Origin of the sequence: Psychrobacillus sp. NPDC093200, from assembly GCF_050280345.1 — a bacterium.
GTDB lineage: Bacteria > Bacillota > Bacilli > Bacillales_A > Planococcaceae > Psychrobacillus > Psychrobacillus faecigallinarum.
Genome location: NZ_JBNNVC010000001.1, coordinates 116596 through 135781, shown reverse-complemented (window position 1 = coordinate 135781; position 19186 = coordinate 116596). Strand labels below are relative to the sequence as shown.

Here is a 19186-nt window from a genome sequence, read left to right as displayed (position 1 = left end):
TTATTTCAAAGAAGCTTTTACCTTTTCAGCCACTTCTTCGGACACCCAAGCTGTCCAAATATCTTCATACTCTTTCATCCACCAAATAGCGGCTTCATCTGCTTCAACATCATTTTCCTGCATATAGTCTAATGCACTTTCCGTTAAATCGTTACTAGTTTCATATTTACTTAAAAAGTCTACTACGTCCTTAGCTTGTGTTGGTAAATCCTTATGAACTGCAATAACTACATCATTTGGTGGAAACTCAGTTCCTTTTGATTCATTCCATTTGGCTTCGTCGTAAGGTGCGTCTTCTAATAGAGTTAAATCGTAGCTAGCTGTTACCCACGTTGGTGACCAATAATATCCTACCCAAGGCTCCCCTTTTTTATATGCTCCTGCTAAATCTGCAACAATTGCAGAATCAGAGCCGGGTGCTAGATAGTTATATTGTTCGTCAAGGCCATATGTTTCAAGTTTCGTCCCCAAATACTCACTTACTACCCAACTAGATGGAGCTCCGACCACTCGGCCTTTACTGCTATCTTCGGGATCTTGGAAAATTTCTGGATACTTCTCTAAGTCTTGAACCGTCTTTAAATCTGGAGCGATTGGTTCAATTCCTCGTTCTGCATCTCCCTCTATCACGTAAGTTGGAACATATAATCCTTGCGCGTTATCAGCGAAATTAGTAGCTACCTTCATGATATTTCCACTTTCAATTGCTTTTTCGTAGACATCTTTAATGTTATCGGTCCATACTTCCATATAGACATTTATGTCGCCCTTTTCAAGTGATTGCATCGTAGCTGCTGTTGTTCCACTTGTTACCTCGGTTTCATAACCATAACCTTCTTCGATGATAGTTTGAGCAATGCTGTTGTGTAGGCGTATACTATCCCATCCTGCATCAGCAAACTTAATCACCTCAATACTGTCTTTGCTTGTCTCGTTGCCACAAGCTGTAAGTACTAAAAGCATGCAAAGTGAAAAAAATAACATAATTTTTTTCATTAGTCTGACTACCTCTTTTCATTCAATTTTTAAATTAGACGTTCGATCGTTCCTCCTTCAATACCTATAAAATAACTGCTAAAATTTCAAAACAATTAAACTTCCTAATACTGAAATTAAAGGACGCCTAATTTATAACTACTAATACTACTAAACAAATTTGTATATTGCAAATTACTTAAAGAGATAGTTGTTAATTTTTTATTTTAATCTGAATATTTAGCATTAATTTAGTAGACCAATACGATTAGATAAATAGGTAAATATTGTACAATATTCTCGTTTAAAAACAGTAATTTTTATCAAATATTTGATAGATAGTGCTTTTGTATAGTTTTAATTGAAAAGTGCATGCTCACTTGCTTTCTACTAGATTAGGACATAGGATAGTAAGCTTGATTTCAGGTGGACACTTTCTGTTGGGTGAGCGATAAGCCATCCCCGTCGCATACTTACACCTTCTTACCTCATAAAAAATGCCATGAATACTGGATTCATGGCAGCCTAGATTATAATTTTTTTCCTTTAAACAACTCGATTATCAGGTTCTTGTCCCTCTAAAACATTTTCAATTGCTTTAGCATTTATTTGCATCATAGCAAGTCTCGTATGAATACTTGCACTGCCGATATGGGGGAGGACTGTAACATTAGGCAAGGTTAAGAGTGGATGATCTAAAGGAACAGGCTCCGTCTCAAAAACATCTAGTCCAGCGGCCCATATTCTTTTATTTAGGAGGGCATCATAAAGGGATTGCTCATCTACGATTCCGCCACGTGCAACATTAATAAGAGCAGAGGTTTCCTTCATCAATCCTAACTCTTTTTTTCCAATCATCCTTTTAGTTTCTGGAGTTAGAGGTGTCAATATTACAACAAAATCAGATTCTTGCAATAATGTTTCTAGCTCCACATATGTAAAGTTATTTTGTTGCTCTGCCTCTAATTTTCTTGTTCTATTATGATATAAGACTTTCATATTAAAACCCTTCGCACGTCTTGCTACCGCTTCACCGATTCTTCCCATGCCTATGATTCCTAACGTAGCTCCAAAAACGTCCATTCCCGTCAGCTGCATCGGTGTCCATGATTTCCATTTACCTGCACGAATATCCTGTTCTGCTTCGGTAATACGACGAGCAGTAGCCAATAACAACGCAAAGGTTAGGTCTGCAGTTGTCTCAGTTAATACACCAGGAGTATTTGTTACCATCACCCCTTTTTCTTTCGCTGCTTCCACATCAATATTATTGAAGCCAACCGCTAGATTACTGATAATTTTTAAATTCGGTAAATTTTCTATAAGTTCCCGGTCCACTTTATCCGAGAGAACCGTCCACAGGGCATGGACGTCCTTTGCCTCCTTTTTTATATCTTCATAATCCATTGGAGTTTCCTCGCTGTGCCACATATTCACCTCAAATTTTTCTCTTAATGGCTGTACAATTTCCTCCGGTAATTTTCGAGTAATAAAAATTTTGTCCATTTAGTTTCCCCCTTATGTTTTCTGATAATTTAAGCATGGACGATTAGAGAAAAGAATTCAACCATATTTACAATTATATTTTTATACGCTATACTGTGGGCACATAAAGAAAACAAATTGTGTAAATTTATACACAACTGTAAAACTACATACCGTTTCTGCACTAGGGGTGCCCACTTTGGCTGTGATGAGAGCTTTTTAGCTCCGATCCCTTATTACTCGATCAGGATAATACCTGCGTGAGGAAGTGCGGTGACTTTCCTTTTTTCATAAGGGTTAGTGGCTGCATCTTCACGGATGTAGCTTTTTTTTATGAAAAAATTGAGGGAGGTTTTTAGGATGGAATGTGGTTTAAGTCCAATTGTAGGGTTTCGTTTTTCCCTACATCCGATGAGCAATGAATTTGTAAGTATTATTAAAGGTGCACTACAGAATACAGATGTATCCAATGTGTGGATGCATACGGATGATGTCTCAACCGTTATCAGAGGAAAACAAGTTCATGTATTTAATGTGGCAAAATCTATTACTCTGAATGCTGCCAAAACAGGGGTACATGTAGCTCTTTCTGGAACATTTTCAGCGGGTTGTCCTGGCGACACCACTGCTGACGTTTATTTAGACAAGGTTGATGAAGTGACAAATAAGGATGAAACAAACCAATATGTTTCTTCTCAATTTGCTTTATACCCTATGAACAATCCTAACTATATGGATGTGATCTACAGAGAGATTGAGCACGCTAAAGTGAAGGGTGTATTCAATGAATCTATGCATTATGCTAGCGGGATTCATGGGGATATCCATGACGTGTTTGCTTATTATGAGGCAGCCTTCAGCAGAGCTAGATCAGAAGAGCACAAGCATCTAGTGATGACTTTATCGATGAGCATTAATAGCCCTTCTCACGGAGATGACCTCCATGCTTAAATCATGGAAGCTAAAAGAAATTGTTTTAATGTCGGTCTTTGCAGTGGTGTTTGGGATTGTTTATTTACTCTTCCTTCATGTAGGAAACATTTGGTCTGGCTTCGTCGGACCAATCGCATATGAGTGGATTTTTGGTGTTTGGTTTATCGTTTCAATTATCTGTATGTACATCATTCGGAAACCCGGGGCGGCGGTTATCTCGGAAACTATCGCAGCAGCAATAGAGGTACTTTTAGGTAATGCCGTCGGGCCACGTCTTATCCTTTCTGGTGTCATACAAGGTCTAGGTGCCGAGGCTGTATTCGCCGCTACACGTTACAAACGGTTTGACCTTTGGGTTTTAATGCTTGCGGGAGCAGGATCCGCAGTTTTTAGCTTTGTGTATGGCTATTTCTTAGGAGGATTTGCCGTTTATACCACTGGATATGTAGTTTTCATGCTAGTTGTTCGTATTTTTAGCGGAACTCTCATTGCTGGTTTAGGTGGAAAAGCTGTAGCTGACGGCTTGCTTGCCACTGGTTCGTTAAGAGGATATGCTATTTCGCGTTCAAAAAAAGGTGATATTCGTGCCTAAAGTTATCCGTTTTGAAGATGTCACCTTTTCTTATCCAGACAAGGATACTGCTGTTCTATCAAACTTTTCTATGTCTATCGAAAAAGGAGAGCGTGTCGTCATAACCGGACCAAGCGGCTGTGGAAAGAGCACTTTACTTTATTTGTGCAATCGTCTCTATCCAGAAAATTGCGATGGCATAGTGTCCGGTAGAATAGAACTTTTTGGTAAAGAAAATGATTCCTATCGACCTGGCGAAGTCAATCATCGTATCGCAACAGTATTTCAAGATCCAGATGCACAATTTTGTATGCCAACTGTAGAGGAAGAGCTTGCTTTTACTTTAGAGAATTTACTCGTCGCACGGGAAGAAATGGAGACGAAGATTTCTGAAGTATTGGAGTTAACTAGGTTAACGGATTATCGACATTCCATCATTCAATCGCTTTCTGGAGGTATGAAGCAAAGGGTTGCCACTGCTTGTGCAATGATTATGGAGCCAGAAATATTATTGTTAGATGAGCCTATCACCCATCTGGACCCGTATACCGCAAAACAATATATTGAATGGTTGGACTTACTTCAGCAAAAATCGAGTATAACCATCTTAGCGATTGAGCATAGACTCGACCTATGGGACAACTTCTTTCATCGAACAATTAAGTTAAAGGAAGATAGAATTCCGTATGAAAGCTATACCAAAAGGAAGAGCATGGTTCAAGCAGAAAAGTCTCTGCATGTGGAAAATATTAGTACAAAGCATTTTTTACAGCCAACTTCATTCTCTTTAAATAAAGGAGAAATCGCAGTGCTAGCTGGACCAAATGGCAGTGGGAAATCTACATTATTGAAGGCTCTTTCAGGTATTTTACCCTCTAATGGCAAAGTAAAGCCTAGCATGTTAGGCTATGTACCTCAATCACCAGAATTTTTGTTTATTACAGGGCAAGTGAAGGAAGAGGTTTCTTTCGGTGGTGTTCAAAATACGGAGAAAATGTTGGAGCGACTGAATTTATCTACTGTTTCAGATGCACATCCTTTTTCAATCAGTCATGGGCAAAAAAGGCGCCTAGCTATAGCCATTATGCTTTGTCAGAATCGTGAAGTGATACTGATGGATGAGCCTACTTCTGGCCAGGACTCCGCTACTTTAGCCGAACTGTTTAAAGTAATTGATAATCGTTCTAAGGCAGGTACTACCTTCCTAATTGTTACACATGATATGGAGTTTGCTTATAAGGTTGCAGACACCATTTTACTAATGAAAGACGGAGCAATTACAGGAAAATATCACTCTGACAGCTTTTGGGGTAAAGAAGATTTACTGCTAGAACATCAATTACTCTCACCTAGACGAGGTGCTCTCTATGCACACTAGCCTACATAGGATGAATCCGTCTGTTAAGTTTGTGATAGTAATGATTTGCATGCTGACACTTGCGTTTTTTTTCAATCCATGGACTCCACTTGTTTTTTGGTTAAGTATTATTGTGGTGCAAATGTTTTTAAGCCATATATCCTGGAGAAAATGGGGCTTACTGATGCTACCATTTTTTATAGCAGCATTTGGCTATCTTTGGACTACTCTTTTATTTGCAGACAGTAGGACTGGTCCTGTTCTTTGGTCTATCGGTTCTGTTGAAATAACTATGAGTCAACTGAATCACGCCTTGTCCCTAAGCTTTCGCGTTTTAGCTTTTTCTAGCCTAAGCTTGTTATTTGCTTTAACTACCGATCCAATTATATTTATACGTAGCCTAATGCAGCAGTTAAAACTATCTCCAAAAATTGCTTACGGAATTATGGTTGGTTATCAATTTCTACCCCTCTTAAAGGATGAATTTATACTAGTTCAACAGGTACAGAAACTTAGGGGATTGGATGACCAATCAAATATTTTCAAGAGAATAATAGGTTTACGGCGCGTACTAATCCCCATGCTCGCTGGAGCTGTTCGTAAAGCGGAGAAAGTTGCATTTGCTATGGAAGCAAGGGGTTTCACAGGAGAACCAAGAAGGTTTTTTTATCATAAGGTTACTATTGAAAAGAATGATTTCATGTTAGCATTCTTGTTTATTGGTTTATTATTAATCAGTTGTTTCAGTAATTTTTGGTTAGCGTAAAAACAAAGAGAGTGACACCAGACTTGGGTGACACTCTCTTCCTTTAAATACAATCATATTTTATCAGCAAACTTTTGTTTTATATTCTCTTGCCAATGAAATAGTTCTTCTGCTCGCATAGGTTTAGCAAAATAATAACCTTGTAAAATAGGATTTTCGCAGGATGCCCTTAAAAATCCTACCTGTTCTTTTGTTTCCACTCCTTCAAAGACTATTTCTAGTCCGAGTGACGTCCCTAGTGCAATAATAGCCTGTACTATTAAAGAATCTTTATGAGAATTTGGAACTTCCTCAATAAATGTTTTGTCAATCTTTAAGGTAGAGATTGGTATTTGCTTTAAATAAGAAAGTGAGGATACCCCTGTTCCAAAGTCATCCAGGGCAACAGAGAAACCTTTCTCCCTAAATACTCCTACCGCCCGCATTGCTTCTTCAATATTACTTACAAAGCTAGTTTCCGTAATTTCTAACTCTATTTCATTTGGACAGATTTCATAACTACTTGTAATACTTATCAAACGTTTTAGTAGAGCTGAAGAGGTAACATAATGTCCAGGTATATTAATCGCTACTTTTCCTAGTGAAATATTTTCTTTCTTCCATTGGTACATTTGTTTACAAGCCTGTTCTACAATCCAGTCCGTAACCATTTCCATCTTCGAATTTTCCTCTAGCATAGGGACAAAGACAGCCGGAGACAAAAAACCATATTTTGAATTATTCCATCTTAGAAGAACCTCTACTCCTGCTACTTCCACATTTCGTAGATTTATTTTTGGTTGATACACGAGATATAACTCTTTGTTAATCATTGCTTTTTCAATTCCATCGACTAATTCTTTTTCAAACGTATGCGTATGTATGACCGGATCAAACATAATTACTTCATGTTTATGTTCAATGGAAGAGTCATTAAACACAGCTAGGGCATTCGAATAGATTGAATGAAGGTCTCGATAATCCTTTACCGCGGAAATAGCACAAACCCCTGGAAGTACTATTTTTTTGTTTTTAATTGTAATGGGTCTCTTTAAAATCTCCGCTATTTTTTCCATTGCTATTAGCATTTCATGGATATTTGTGTCATCAGTAGTTCTCATAATATAAGCGAAACGATTGCTTTCAAATTTAAATAAACGAGCTGATGGCGGCTTGTAATCCGTGAAGATTTTAGTTAAATGTTGAATGACCTCGTCACCAAACATGAAGCTAAACTCTTGATTTATTTTTCCAAAGTCATGTAAATGCCAGACTGCTAGTGTTTGACCAATAACAGACTTTTCAATGTATGATTCAAAGCTTCTACGATTAGGTAGCATTGTGAGATTATCAAAATAATTGGCTCTATATTTTACGTACCTATCCATCATACTAGATAAAAGTAATACCCCTATTAGCATTCCAAGGAAAAAGGTTACAGTTACACCTAGAAAAGTATTATGCATCGAGTGATTTTCTGCAGTTGCGACTAAATAATCTCTCGGGGCGTAAACACTTATTGCTAATATTCCTACATAATGAGTTGTAGCAATTGCACAGCCCATTAAAATGGATGAAAAAGTTTTAGTAATAAAGTTTTTTGTCTTTTTAGATGAATATTTAATGGAAAATAAAGCAGTCTGCGTAAACATGATAGAGATACACAAAGCGATAAATATAGTAGGTCTATCGTAAACGTATTGCACATCCATCTCCATGGAACGGATTCCAATATAGTGAACTCCTGCTATCCCTAACCCCATTAAAATACTTGCAATTATATATTTCCACCAAGATTGAATTGGTTTATTTACCCAATAGAAAAAAATAAAAGATGCTAAAACACCTGGAATTAGTGACACAAAAGTCAATATCCAATTGTAATGCATACTGATTGGCAACGTAATAGCGGTCATACCTACAAAATGCATAGCCCAAATTCCCAAACCAAGTGAAATAGATGCTAATATTAACCAAAATAAATAGTGAAAAAAACTATTTTTTTGGACTCTTTCATTTAGCGATAGCGCTGTAAATGAAGCAATACAGGCAACTATAATTGAAATTATCACACCGACCAATGAATACTCCGGTTGTAACTCTATAGAATATATAGGTGATATAGCACTAAAAAACAACTTTGTCATTCCTTTCGACGAACAACTTATCTGTTAAACTATACCATATCGACCAGACATATAACATAAAAACCATAATGTAATAGTATAATTTTGATTAAATATTTTACTTTATAATATTTTTACAATATATGTGTGTCGAATTTTTGAAAATTGGTTCTTTATGATTACTTATTTTTGTTATATAATTATTGCGAATATTCAAATACTGTTAAAAATAGGTATTATCATAAAATTATATAGGAGGCTATTAAATGTCATCAGTGGCTCTGCTAAGAGGAATTAATTTAGGAAAGATTAATAAAGTAGATATGAAATCTCTAAAGCAACTCTTTGAAGAATTGGGCTTTCATAATGTACGTACATATATTCAAACAGGAAACGTTATTTTTGATAACGGTGAATGTAGCGAGGGAAAGTTAGAGGAAGCACTAAGAATCACCTATGGGTTCTCTATTCCGGTTACTTTAAGAACGAAATCTGAATTGGAAGAAGTACATAACCATCCACTTTTCTTAAATGACCAAACCTTTGTCATGTTTCTACAAAGGAAAATTACCAACGAACAGATTACTATACTTAAGGAAATAGTAGAGGACGATTTTGTAGTTCTTCATAGACGTAATTTGATCATTAATCATTCAAAAAACTATCACCAGACAAAGTATACGAATGCCTTCTTTGAAAAGAAGCTCCAAACGGTTTGCACAGCTAGAAACAAAAATACAGTGATAAAAATATTAGAAAGAATGTAGTATGTTTGACATAAGAATTTCTTATACCTTTTTATGAATTAAATAAATTTTTATTATCAGAAAACTTACGTTAAAATAAAGTTATTCATAAGGGGGTATGAAGCATGTCGTTTACTTTTAAAAAAATCGATCATATTCAATTAGCTGCTCCAAAGGGCTGTGAAGAAGAAGCTCGCCGATTCTTCACTGGAATTTTAGGATTGCCAGAAATAGAAAAACCACCTCTTCTAAAAAAGAAGGGCGGTGTATGGTTTACATTAGGTAGCTATCAAATTCACATTGGGGTTGAAGAAAAGTTTTCTCCTGCCAAGAAGGCACATCCAGCATTCGAGGCGGAAAACTTAGAAGCTCTAAAAGAGCATTTATCCGAACAAGGAGTAAGCTTTGTAGTCGATGCAGAGCTACCAGGAGCTAATCGCATCTACATTCATGATCCATTTGGTAATCGAATCGAGATTTTAGAGTGGATGTGACTTAAAAAAAGCGCAGTCGAGACAAAAATGTTCTTCGATTTCCACTCCGCTTTAGGTTTTCGCTTTCCGTAGAAGTAGCCAATAATCCCTCACCGCCGCTCACGCATCTTGCAGGAACACTTATATTTGAATAAAACGCCTATGGGAAAATGACTCCCACAGGCGTTTTTATTTTAATTAATTATCTTGTACTTCGTTACGTTTTTTCTTAAATAGCTTAGAAAGAACCTCATAAACGATTGGAACTATAATCAGCGTTAACAATGTTGAACTTGCTAGACCACCGATTACGGTAATACCTAATCCTTTAGAGATTAAACCACCGCCACCACCTGAACCAACCGCAAGTGGAACAAGTGCTCCAATTGTTGCAATCGCAGTCATAAGAATTGGACGTAAACGTGTTGCCCCAGCTTCTAAGATTGCTTCACGCATTGTCATACCATCACGTTCCATATGAATAATACGGTCCACAAGCACGATAGCGTTCGTCACAACTATACCTATCAGCATGAGGAGACCCATCATAACAGATACGGAAATTGTTTCATCTGCAAGCCATAGACCTGCAAATGAACCGATTACTGCAAATGGTAACGAGAATAGGATAGCAAATGGCGCTACACCTTCACCAAATGTTACTACCAAGATGAAGTAAACAATCGCAATCGCTGCAAGCATCGCCACTCCAAGCTGAGTAAATGTTTCATTCATATCTGCAGTTACCCCTGCAACTCCAACTGTTACACCCTTAGGTAAGTCTAATTCTTCAATCGCTTCATCTACATCTGCTGAAGCTTTTGAAATATCATCATCTAGGATTGTAGCTGATACAGTAGCATAGTACTCTCCTTTACTACGCGCAAGCGTATTTAAAGCGTACCCTTCTTCTACTGTTACAATTTCAGACAATGGGATTGTTGTTCCCATTGCTGTCGGAACTTCTTTTGCTAAAATATCATCAATTGATTTAGGTGTTTCTGTTTGTTCTTGTTGTACGATAACCTCTAAAGTATTACCGTCTTTTTCAACTGTAGTTAATACTTCCTGAGTAGTAGTAGGACTTAACATCATAACGATTTGACCTGTTGTTAAACCATATTGTAATAATTCATCCTGTGCTACTTGGAACGTATACTCTACATAGCTATCTTCGGCACTTGAAGAAACATCTTTTAATCCTTCTGTTTCTCCCATTACCCCTTCAACCATAGATACAGCTTCATTTAGTTTATCTAAATTTTCGCTATAGAATGTGTAGCTGATTTCATTTGTTGACATAGACATACTCGAGAAGTTTTGGCTCTTCCATTCGCCGGTTTGACCAATGTTAAAGACATACTCCTCAATTTCTTCACGAGCACCAGGGAAATCTTCCATGTCTTCATCAAAGATCAAGTACATTAACGCTCCGCCTGTACCCCCGCCCATCATAGCAGTCATGTCATTTGCACCGTCACCGTTAATAGATACTTGAGCGATATCGATATCTTTGCGTTTTAGCATCTCTTCTTCAACTTTTGTAACGTTAGCTAAGGTATCTTCTTTTAGTTCACCAGCTTTTGGTGTGTATGTTAAATACATTACTTTTTCTTCTTCACTTCCTAAGAAACTAAAGCCAATTAAAGGAGTAAGCATTAGACTACCTACTAATAATGCAATAGAAACAATAGAAGTAATAATTTTATGGTTCAATGTCCATTTTAGAATTTTCTTATAACCTTCAGCTAATTTGCCTTGCTCTTTGTGATTACTTTCTGTTTTTTCAGCATAAAGTTTTTTCTTAAATAAGAAATGAGACATTGCTGGTACAATCGTAATCGCTACCAATAAAGATGCACCAAGAGCAAAAGTCATTGTTAATGCGAATGGCATGAATAATTCTCCAACCATTCCACCGACGAAGATTAACGGTGCAAATACTGCCACTGTTACTAATGTAGATGAAAGGATTGGCTTGAACATTTCAATAGTCGCTTCACGAACTAAAGCACGACCTGATAATGGCTCACCTTTTAAATGTAAACGACGATAAATATTTTCTACTACTACAATGGAGTCATCAATTACCCGTCCAATCGCAACCGTAATTGCTCCAAGTGTCATAATGTTCAACGTTATATCTAACCAATTTAATAGCAGTAAAGCCATGAATATAGATACTGGTATAGATACAATTGAAATAATAGTAGATTTGAAATCGCGCAAGAATAGCAAAATGATTAATACTGCGATCAAACCACCAAAGACTGCTTTTTCTACCATCGTGAATACAGATTCTTCGATAGGAGCACCTTGGTCTAGAGATACATCAATAACAATACCATCAATGTTCTTTTCTTCTTCTGCGATTAAATCCTTCACTGCATTTACTACCGTTACTGTGTTAGCATCTTGGTTTTTTACTATTTGAATTGCGATGGCATCCTTGCCATTAGTACGTGAAACAGACTCTACTTTACCAACAACCTCAACCTGTGCAATATCCCCTAATTTAACAAATGGAGATGGGTTGGTAGCAGATGGAGTCACAGGAATTAGCATTTCTTTTAATTCATCAGCAGTCATAAACTTACCATCGACTGCTACTGCCTGCTCACCTTCTTCAAATTCAAACAATCCTAATGATACAGCCATATCACTTGCTTGAATCATTTGCTTGACAGTGTCTTCTGTTACATCCAATTCAGCCATCTTCGCTTCGTCATATGTAAGCTCCACTTCTTCAATATGTTGACCTGTTATAGTCGCCGATGCAACGCCATCGATTTTATCAATTTTTGGAAGTAAAATATCTTCTACTGTCGATGTTAGTTCTACAATATCCTCTTCTGTACTACTTACACTAAGTGCAACTACTGGCATCATATTCATACTGATTGCTGTTATAGTTGGCTCCTGTGCACCTTCCGGTAAAGATATTTTATCCAAGGCAGATTCCATGGCGCGTTTTGCTTCATCCATGTCAGTGCCGTATTCGTATTCCACTTGAATGCTAGACATACTCGAATATGAATTAGAATATACAGACTTAACATCTTCTAATCCTTCTAATGCTTTTTCAAAAGGCATCGAAACGTCTTCCATTACTTTTTCAGGAGTCGCACCAGGATAAACTTCCATCACCATTAAGAACGGAATCGAGATATCTGGAATGGTCTCCATTTTCATTCTTGTACCTGAATAAATACCAGAAACAGTTATAATAATCGTTAATAACCAAACTGCTAGTTTATTTTTCAGGACAAAATTTACTAACCCTTTCACCCTTACACCTACCCTCAATTGACTTATCGAACTCATTTATTTATAATAATGACTAATTGGTCATTTGTCAACAATATGCATTAGGAGCGATTATATATGGTAAAGAAACAACTAATTATGGATAAAGCGTTAGAACTGTTTGCTAAACAAGGTTTTGAAGCTACATCAGTCCAACAAATTACTGACCATTGCGGAATTTCTAAAGGTGCCTTCTACCTTTCTTATAAATCTAAGGATGAACTAATCATCTCTTTTGTAGATTGCTTTATGAAACAAATAATTGCTGATATTGACTCATCAGTCAAAGACTGTTCACATTCTGATGATATGCTATCTACATTTTTTTACACTACCAATAAAGCGTTTCAAGATAACTCTACTTTTGCAAAGATTTTCTTTAAGGAGCAAACCCATACAGTAAATGAAAACCTTTTGAATAGATTGTCTTATTATGATAGTAAGGTAAATGACATTATCTTATACATAATTGATCATTTGGTATTAGAAAATGAAAAGACTAAGTTTGATTTGCTAATTTGTATAAAAGGATTTATGAAGGTCTACGTGGATCTTTTCTTAATCTACGAATTACCTCTACTAGATCTAGATATCCTCACTAAATCGCTAGTAGAGAAGACAAACATCTTAGCTAAGCATTCCACTATTCCTTTTATCACCAAGGAAAGTGCACAGATCTTACAGGATCATATTGAAGGTACTGATAATAATTCAAAACAGATTATTGAATTAATCGAGCAGCTCATAATAGAAATTGAGGAGCCGATTGAAAAAGAATCATTGGAGCTCTTAAAAAATTGCTTACAAAGTGAAAACAATAGCCTCGCCATTATTAAGGGTTTATTGGAAAATATTAAAAACAACCCTCAATGTAAGTGGGTTGCCTATTTAATAAGAGAGAAGTACTCCATTTAACAAGAAAACGTACATCCCTTTGGGTTGTACGTTTTTTTAAGGAGAAAGTATTATATGTTGCGTTTAACAATAGATGGTTGATTTTCGCTTTAGGCGGACGCGTTCCACGGGGGAGTGCCGCCTGCCATGATTCATTTAGATAAGAAACATACAGGTTTATCAGAGGTACAGACAGAGTTATTTAAGCTTTTACTTTTTGCGAAAGGATGGTCAGACAAGGACATTGTCGCTCACTCCTCAGCGAATAGTGTATCGACGGTTCGACAACATCGTTTTAAGTTAAAAGAAAAGGAAAAATTAGCTACTTTTGCTTGCAAATATTCTAGTGAATTTTAATATTTCCTGTTATACTACTTAACTTTAAGAAATCATCTTCTGTCTCAAGTCCCTCATGAAGTCCATAGCCAGCATTCTGTGATTTAATGCTAGTCTCTGGAAATAAGGAAGTTGCTATTTTCCCTGATTTTGTTTCCGCAGCTATAGCTTGTGGTTTTTCTAAAAACTGTACATTAATATGACCAGAATTAGTCGATATGCTACTTTTCCCTATTGAATCTCCAATCGATGCTACTTCAACGTCACCCGATTCATTGATAATCGTAAAGTGATTAGTTAGTCGTTTAACAGTGATTTCACCTGATGTTGACGTTGCTTTTAAATTGGATAAACTCATTTCCTCCACATGTATTTTCCCGGAATCTGTATTTGCAATTAACCCTAGAAATGCACTTGTTGGTATATCTACTAGTATTTCTCCACTCTTTAAATTCACGATTCCATTCCCTGTTTCATCTGATTTAATACGTAATATATCACCTGAAATAGTAGTATCTATCTTCATTTTTTCAGATGCTCGTACAGTGACCTCGCTATTTTCTGATGCAACAAATATGATGTTGGCAGCAGTTGTTTGAACTTCTATAGTACTCACTTTCTCGATACTATACTGCTTCGATGCTGTTGACTCTTCCTTATTTAACACATAGGAGATCAATATAATCATAAAAATAATTACCACACTTACAATACTTAATATCTTGAATTTCATCCTTATCCCAACCTTTTCTTTTGTAAAATAACTACACTACCCATTAAACATACTGAAATAATGAAATACTGTAACGATTGATCCATAGAAATTCCTGTGAAATCTAAATATGGAATTTGATTAACTGGTCCCATATACCATAGTAAAAGAAAAACCGATTCAAAGACTCTTCTTGATTTAGTAAAATAGCCCAATGTAATCGCCAATGTCACAATAAATAAAATCCCGATTACATAAGCAATCACTGCGCTAATATTTCCAGCTAAACTAAGTCGTAAAACAATACCGAAAGAATAAATGAGCGTGATAAACAGTCCAGAAAGCCATGTAATGAAAAATTTCATTGATGCATAAGGTGTGGACACTATTAACTGTTCAGTTCGATGAGTAGTATCTACCGTACCCATTTTTGACCAAATAGCAAGTGGAAACAACATGAATAACGGAGACCAGCTTCCTAAAATATTCATTGGCAGTGCATAACTCAAAATAAGAGAAATTATTAAAATACTATACAACCATTTAGAATACCCTCTTAGTAAAACCCTCCACTCCGCAATGATCAATCGAGCATAGTGGAATGATTGCTCGTATTGTACTGGTGATAACAGCCGTACATCTTCTTGTATTCTTGTTAAATCACTTGCTTCATGCTTTTTATGACCAAATGTACGAGGCTTATGCTTCTGAGAACGATTAAACGTTAAGATTGCTAACAAAATATTACAGAGTGCGATGAATAACCAAAGAAAACTACTTATCAGCATTCCCTTTGTCCATACAATCCCTTCCCATGTGAATGTTAAGACATTCGCTACCGGATAATAGCCAAAACTCCCTCCACTGTCACTATCCTTTAAAAACGGGAATACTTGTGTAGCGTCATTTACCATATTTGTTAAGATTCTATTTAATCCAAATAAATCGAAAAGTATATTTGGAAATGAAATCGAAAATACACTAATTGCTATCCAAAAACAGAAAAAAATAATGTTACCTAAAGTACCTTTAAGCCACCCAATCACATCAAAAACAATTGTGAACGATGCCAAAAGAAATATTGATGGAAGGGTCATACAAATATATGGCAACAAATAATCACCCCATAAAATTTGTGTGTCCTCTGCTCGAATAATCTGCATAAATATAAACGATAGTAGCAATGATGTGCTAATGATGACCAAAATAAAAAAATTTGACATGACCTTTGTCCAAATGTATGCACTCTTTGTAATTGGCGAGGTCGCGATAAACGGTGCGACACGCAACTGCTCATCATGACTAATGGTTCCTCTTAAAAAGTAAAAGCCGAATAACCATAATAGTAAATTACTGACCATGGCAAGCATTCCCCCGAGCCAGGCTGAGTTATAAACACCTCGTACCCCACCAATATAAAACACTTCATAATGACGGTCGGCACTAGGAATGAATAAGTAACTTAAAAAAAGCGTTAAACCAATCATTAAAAAAAACGTGTATGTCCGCATTTGTGTGAGTAAATTCCCCTTCACAATCAGTGCGGTATTTGTAATTATCCTCATATACGTTCACCCTTCTTTACCACGTGATACAAGTAGGCATCCTCTAAAGATGACTCAACTAATATCGCATCTTGTAAAGGCTTGTGTTCATTGACAATACGAACATGTAAGCCATCACTACGATGTGCCAGTGAGCTCACTATAAATTTCTTCTGTACTTCCGCTAGAGCGCTTGAAGGAATGACACTATGCCAAACCTTATTTTCGACTTGTTGAATTAATGCTTCTGGTTTTGACTGTACTTGTAAATTACCTTTCGCAAGTATTGCTATATCCGTAGCCAAACTATCAATATCAGACACAATATGTGTAGATAAAATAATAATTCTATTTGTTGAAAGTGATGCCAGCAGATTTCTAAAATTAATACGCTCTTGTGGGTCTAAACCAACTGTTGGCTCATCGACAATTAATAACTTAGGATCATTCAATAAAGACTGAGCAATTCCGACTCGTTGCTTCATTCCCCCAGAAAAATTACCAATCATCCGGTTTCGATGCTGCTCAAGATTCAAAAACTCAAGCAGTTCATGAATGCGTATTTTAGCTGGTTTTGCTGGGAGACCTTTCATTACTGCCATATATTCTAAAAATTCTAGCGGTGTCATATTTGGATAAATCCCAAAATCTTGAGGTAAATAGCCTAATTGCTTACGTATTTGTTTTGGTGACTTCGATATGTTCAAATCATTAACAAGGATTCTTCCTGCAGACGGCTTTTCAATAGTGGCAAGCATTTTCATTAAAGTTGATTTCCCAGCACCATTCGGACCTAGTAATCCAAAGACACCGTTAGTTAACTCAAGATTTAACTGGTTAATAGCTACATGCTGCCCATATTTTCGACTTACATTTTCTATTGATATTTTCATTTTCTTTCCTCCATTTAATACACCAATTCGCAACTAACAATAAGCATAGAAAATGAAAGTAAAAATTAGGTAAACTGTAATTAAAATGAAGGAAACATTTTTTGTCTGGAAATTAGAGGCTAAAAATATGATACGCTATAAGTAGATATCTAAATATTGATGGTGGTGGAGCAATGGAGAATAGTCGAATTTTATTAGTAGACGATGAAGAGGGAATTTTAACGTTACTAAAGATTACCTTAATGAAGGAACATTTTATAAACATAACAACGGCTACATCAGGTATGGGAGCACTGACCTTAGTAAAACAGCAATCGTATGATATTATTTTGCTCGATGTCATGCTAGGAGATTGTAATGGTTTTGATCTTTGCCAAGAAATACGCACGCATTCATTAGCACCTATAATTTTTGTTACAGCGCGATCAACAGATTATGATAAGCTTCTTGGCTTAGGTATTGGGGGAGATGATTATATTACAAAACCATTTAACCCGCTCGAAGTTGTTGCACGCATAAAGTCGATACTTAGACGTCAAAAACTTTACGAAACAAAATCATCGCTACCCGAAGTTTATCAATTTCCAACTATTTTTTTCGACCAGACACAAGCACTATTAAAAGTACATGATGAAGTTGTTCCATGTACTGCGAAAGAAATTGAACTTATGACATTTTTCTTTAAACATCCAAATCAGCTTTTTACTTCGTCTCAGCTATATGAGCGTGTCTGGGGTGAACAATTTTGGGGCGATGAAAAAACAGTTGCGATGCATATTTCCAAAATCAGAAGAAAACTTGGAGATTACTCAAAAAATCCAACAATCATTGTCAATATGCGTGGATTAGGTTATAAATTCATTCCACCAATTAAAAGGGAACAATAATATGATTTATTTCATGATTTATTTCATATTGGGGATTATCCTCTGGGTATGTACTATGTCAATTGCCATGGCAGTGACTATAGAAATACTTTTACCTTCACTAGGTTTTATGGACGACACCCCTTATGCAACGCTCATCGTCATTATCGTATTCACCTTACAGCTCGTTACATTTAGTTCCCTATTTGCGTGGTATTTTGCTAGCCCTCTATGGTCCATTCAAAAATGGATTCAGCATTTAACAACCGGCGAATTTAATGAAGACATCCTTGACCGTAAAATTTATAACAAGAAGGGGAAAATCAAACTACGTTATTTAATTTATAAAAACATTATTGTCGATTTAGGTGTGCTTCATGATAATTTACAAGCGACAGAACAACATCGAAAGAAAATTGATGAAGCAAAACTAGATTGGATTGCAGGAATTTCCCATGATTTAAAAACACCATTAACTTATATTAATGGCTATTCTACATTGCTACTCAATCCTTCTTATGAATGGTCTACCGAAGAACAGCAAACATTTGTAGGGGAAATTGCAGATAAGGGACAGCATATTGAAGAGTTAATTAATGATTTACAGCATGTTGCTTTAATCGATTCACCAGAACAAACAGTACCTATTTTTTTGAAAGCTGGAGATATCGTTGCGGTTATTCAAGAAGTAATAGAGAATTTTAAAATGGATCCACGCTATCATGACACTCAAATTTTTTTTGAAGCCGAAATAGAGAAATTAAACATACAGTTCGATCAGGTGCTGTTAAAAAGATCCATTCAGAATATTTTAGTAAATACGATTGTACACAATCCACCTAAAACAACTATTACCTTTTCTATCGCACAACTAAGTCCAACTGAAATTGTATTAAAAATAAATGATAACGGAATAGGGATGGAAAAAGAAACGATAGACCAGCTTTTCACGAAATACTATCGAGGTACTACCACAGCAAGTAAAAGCAGTGGTACAGGTTTAGGTCTAGCTATTGCTTATCGTTTTATTCAAGCCCATAATGGTCGAATCCAGGTAGAAAGTGCATTAAATATTGGCACTACTTTTTTAATTTACTTACCGAAAAATTAAAATAGGCCCTCTTATCTTAATTTTATAAAGCGGATTATGTGTATGGTAGGTTGGTTTAAAATGCTTGCCGGATATAGCAAAATTTTATTTTTTTAGGCAATAAAAGAACCCAC

17 protein-coding genes and 1 riboswitch are annotated in these 19186 nt (G+C 36.1%); of the genes, 10 read left to right on the top strand and 7 right to left on the bottom strand.

Annotated elements, in window-relative coordinates:
• Both ACQKNZ_RS00710 and ACQKNZ_RS00705 read right to left on the bottom strand, forming a co-directional pair.
• Positions 1-996: an ABC transporter substrate-binding protein gene (locus ACQKNZ_RS00710; RefSeq protein WP_144538391.1), complete on the bottom strand. Its 996-nt coding sequence runs from the start codon at positions 994-996 to the stop codon at positions 1-3.
• Positions 997-1521: 525 nt separating this feature from the next.
• A complete protein-coding gene (locus ACQKNZ_RS00705; RefSeq protein ID WP_427657492.1) occupies positions 1522-2481 on the bottom strand; it encodes a 2-hydroxyacid dehydrogenase in 960 nt (319 codons plus the stop codon).
• Between the two features lie 155 nt (positions 2482-2636).
• Positions 2637-2744, top strand: a riboswitch (TPP riboswitch).
• Positions 2745-2820: 76 nt separating this feature from the next.
• Here ACQKNZ_RS00705 and ACQKNZ_RS00700 point away from each other — a divergent pair.
• From ACQKNZ_RS00700 to ACQKNZ_RS00685, 4 genes are read left to right on the top strand one after another with little or no spacing between them, the layout of a single operon-like run.
• Entirely contained in the window at positions 2821-3411 is a 591-nt protein-coding gene (locus ACQKNZ_RS00700; RefSeq protein WP_427657490.1) for a YkoF family thiamine/hydroxymethylpyrimidine-binding protein, read from the top strand.
• Positions 3404-3985, top strand: a complete 582-nt coding sequence (locus tag ACQKNZ_RS00695; RefSeq protein ID WP_144538389.1) for an ECF transporter S component — start codon at positions 3404-3406, stop codon at positions 3983-3985. Before ACQKNZ_RS00700 ends, ACQKNZ_RS00695 begins: the two co-directional genes overlap by 8 nt.
• Positions 3978-5342: an ABC transporter ATP-binding protein gene (locus ACQKNZ_RS00690; protein WP_427657488.1), complete on the top strand. Its 1365-nt coding sequence runs from the start codon at positions 3978-3980 to the stop codon at positions 5340-5342. The genes ACQKNZ_RS00695 and ACQKNZ_RS00690 overlap by 8 nt, the downstream gene beginning before the upstream one ends.
• Positions 5343-5382: 40 nt before the next feature.
• Positions 5383-6087, top strand: coding sequence for an energy-coupling factor transporter transmembrane component T family protein (locus ACQKNZ_RS00685; RefSeq protein WP_427658877.1), 705 nt, complete (start codon positions 5383-5385; stop codon positions 6085-6087).
• A 53-nt stretch (positions 6088-6140) separates the two neighbouring features.
• Here ACQKNZ_RS00685 and ACQKNZ_RS00680 read toward each other — a convergent pair whose 3' ends face one another.
• A complete protein-coding gene (locus ACQKNZ_RS00680) occupies positions 6141-8213 on the bottom strand; it encodes a bifunctional diguanylate cyclase/phosphodiesterase (RefSeq protein ID WP_427657485.1) in 2073 nt (690 codons plus the stop codon).
• A gap of 245 nt (positions 8214-8458) precedes the next feature.
• On the opposite strand from ACQKNZ_RS00680, the gene ACQKNZ_RS00675 reads away from it, so the two are divergent.
• Together ACQKNZ_RS00675 and ACQKNZ_RS00670 are read left to right on the top strand one after the other, a co-directional pair.
• Entirely contained in the window at positions 8459-8959 is a 501-nt protein-coding gene (locus tag ACQKNZ_RS00675) for a DUF1697 domain-containing protein (protein ID WP_427657483.1), read from the top strand.
• A 104-nt stretch (positions 8960-9063) separates the two neighbouring features.
• Entirely contained in the window at positions 9064-9432 is a 369-nt protein-coding gene (locus tag ACQKNZ_RS00670; RefSeq protein WP_427657481.1) for a VOC family protein, read from the top strand.
• A 177-nt stretch (positions 9433-9609) separates the two neighbouring features.
• Here ACQKNZ_RS00670 and ACQKNZ_RS00665 read toward each other — a convergent pair whose 3' ends face one another.
• A complete protein-coding gene (locus tag ACQKNZ_RS00665) occupies positions 9610-12699 on the bottom strand; it encodes an efflux RND transporter permease subunit (RefSeq protein WP_427658875.1) in 3090 nt (1029 codons plus the stop codon).
• A gap of 96 nt (positions 12700-12795) precedes the next feature.
• On the opposite strand from ACQKNZ_RS00665, the gene ACQKNZ_RS00660 reads away from it, so the two are divergent.
• Positions 12796-13632, top strand: a complete 837-nt coding sequence (locus tag ACQKNZ_RS00660) for a TetR/AcrR family transcriptional regulator (RefSeq protein WP_340862374.1) — start codon at positions 12796-12798, stop codon at positions 13630-13632.
• Positions 13633-13758: 126 nt separating this feature from the next.
• Positions 13759-13968 (top strand): hypothetical protein, encoded by a 210-nt coding sequence (locus ACQKNZ_RS00655; RefSeq protein ID WP_427657479.1) that lies wholly within the window; start codon positions 13759-13761, stop codon positions 13966-13968.
• Here ACQKNZ_RS00655 and ACQKNZ_RS00650 read toward each other — a convergent pair.
• From ACQKNZ_RS00650 to ACQKNZ_RS00640, 3 genes are read right to left on the bottom strand one after another with little or no spacing between them, the layout of a single operon-like run.
• Entirely contained in the window at positions 13955-14635 is a 681-nt protein-coding gene (locus ACQKNZ_RS00650) for a DUF4097 family beta strand repeat-containing protein (RefSeq protein ID WP_427657477.1), read from the bottom strand. The two genes, ACQKNZ_RS00655 and ACQKNZ_RS00650, sit on opposite strands and share 14 nt — an antisense overlap.
• Positions 14636-14682: 47 nt before the next feature.
• Positions 14683-16224 (bottom strand): hypothetical protein, encoded by a 1542-nt coding sequence (locus tag ACQKNZ_RS00645; RefSeq protein WP_427657475.1) that lies wholly within the window; start codon positions 16222-16224, stop codon positions 14683-14685.
• Positions 16221-17096, bottom strand: coding sequence for an ABC transporter ATP-binding protein (locus ACQKNZ_RS00640; RefSeq protein ID WP_427657473.1), 876 nt, complete (start codon positions 17094-17096; stop codon positions 16221-16223). The genes ACQKNZ_RS00645 and ACQKNZ_RS00640 overlap by 4 nt, the downstream gene beginning before the upstream one ends.
• A gap of 173 nt (positions 17097-17269) precedes the next feature.
• Here ACQKNZ_RS00640 and ACQKNZ_RS00635 point away from each other — a divergent pair, with 173 nt between their 5' ends.
• Together ACQKNZ_RS00635 and ACQKNZ_RS00630 are read left to right on the top strand one after the other, a co-directional pair.
• A complete protein-coding gene (locus tag ACQKNZ_RS00635) occupies positions 17270-17983 on the top strand; it encodes a response regulator transcription factor (protein ID WP_154311889.1) in 714 nt (237 codons plus the stop codon).
• A gap of 13 nt (positions 17984-17996) precedes the next feature.
• Positions 17997-19073: a sensor histidine kinase gene (locus ACQKNZ_RS00630; protein WP_427657471.1), complete on the top strand. Its 1077-nt coding sequence runs from the start codon at positions 17997-17999 to the stop codon at positions 19071-19073.
• The last annotated feature ends 113 nt before the right edge of the window (positions 19074-19186 follow it).

Coding starts and splice junctions, on each gene's coding strand:
- ACQKNZ_RS00710 (WP_144538391.1), bottom strand. CDS start 996: ATGAAAAAAATTATGTTATTTTTTTCACTTTGCATGCTTTTAGTACTT.
- ACQKNZ_RS00680 (WP_427657485.1), bottom strand. CDS start 8,213: ATGACAAAGTTGTTTTTTAGTGCTATATCACCTATATATTCTATAGAG.
- ACQKNZ_RS00655 (WP_427657479.1), top strand. CDS start 13,759: ATGATTCATTTAGATAAGAAACATACAGGTTTATCAGAGGTACAGACA.
- ACQKNZ_RS00640 (WP_427657473.1), bottom strand. CDS start 17,096: ATGAAAATATCAATAGAAAATGTAAGTCGAAAATATGGGCAGCATGTA.
- ACQKNZ_RS00645 (WP_427657475.1), bottom strand. CDS start 16,224: ATGAGGATAATTACAAATACCGCACTGATTGTGAAGGGGAATTTACTC.
- ACQKNZ_RS00705 (WP_427657492.1), bottom strand. CDS start 2,481: ATGGACAAAATTTTTATTACTCGAAAATTACCGGAGGAAATTGTACAG.
- ACQKNZ_RS00635 (WP_154311889.1), top strand. CDS start 17,270: ATGGAGAATAGTCGAATTTTATTAGTAGACGATGAAGAGGGAATTTTA.
- ACQKNZ_RS00660 (WP_340862374.1), top strand. CDS start 12,796: ATGGTAAAGAAACAACTAATTATGGATAAAGCGTTAGAACTGTTTGCT.
- ACQKNZ_RS00700 (WP_427657490.1), top strand. CDS start 2,821: ATGGAATGTGGTTTAAGTCCAATTGTAGGGTTTCGTTTTTCCCTACAT.
- ACQKNZ_RS00675 (WP_427657483.1), top strand. CDS start 8,459: ATGTCATCAGTGGCTCTGCTAAGAGGAATTAATTTAGGAAAGATTAAT.
- ACQKNZ_RS00670 (WP_427657481.1), top strand. CDS start 9,064: ATGTCGTTTACTTTTAAAAAAATCGATCATATTCAATTAGCTGCTCCA.
- ACQKNZ_RS00685 (WP_427658877.1), top strand. CDS start 5,383: ATGATTTGCATGCTGACACTTGCGTTTTTTTTCAATCCATGGACTCCA.
- ACQKNZ_RS00695 (WP_144538389.1), top strand. CDS start 3,404: ATGCTTAAATCATGGAAGCTAAAAGAAATTGTTTTAATGTCGGTCTTT.
- ACQKNZ_RS00650 (WP_427657477.1), bottom strand. CDS start 14,635: ATGATTATATTGATCTCCTATGTGTTAAATAAGGAAGAGTCAACAGCA.
- ACQKNZ_RS00630 (WP_427657471.1), top strand. CDS start 17,997: ATGATTTATTTCATATTGGGGATTATCCTCTGGGTATGTACTATGTCA.